This is a genomic window from Streptomyces sp. TRM68416 (genome assembly GCF_014596915.1).
GTDB lineage: Bacteria > Actinomycetota > Actinomycetes > Streptomycetales > Streptomycetaceae > Streptomyces.
The window spans coordinates 1-302 of the sequence record NZ_JACVWU010000116.1; the positions used below are offsets into that span (position 1 = coordinate 1).

Annotated in this window: 1 protein-coding gene; it reads left to right on the top strand. The window is 65.9% G+C overall.

What is annotated here, in order from left to right; translation table 11 throughout:
• Window positions 1–302: alpha-amylase family glycosyl hydrolase (locus ICC28_RS40195; RefSeq protein ID WP_262928536.1), on the top strand; the 302-nt coding region annotated here is incomplete at both ends.

Genomic DNA, 302 nt, shown 5'->3' on the forward strand with positions numbered 1-302 from the left:
GTCCGTTCCTTCCAGGACAGCAACGGCGACGGTGTCGGCGACCTCAAGGGCCTCACCGCCAAGCTGGACTACCTCCAGTGGCTGGGCGTGGACTGCCTGTGGCTGCCGCCGTTCTTCAAGTCCCCCCTGCGCGACGGCGGTTACGACGTCTCCGACTACACCTCCGTGCTGCCCGAGTTCGGCGACCTCGCCGACTTCGTGGAGTTCGTCGACGCCGCCCACCAGCGCGGCATGCGCGTGATCATCGACTTCGTCATGAACCACACCAGCGACCAGCACCCGTGGTTCCAGGAGTCGAGGAA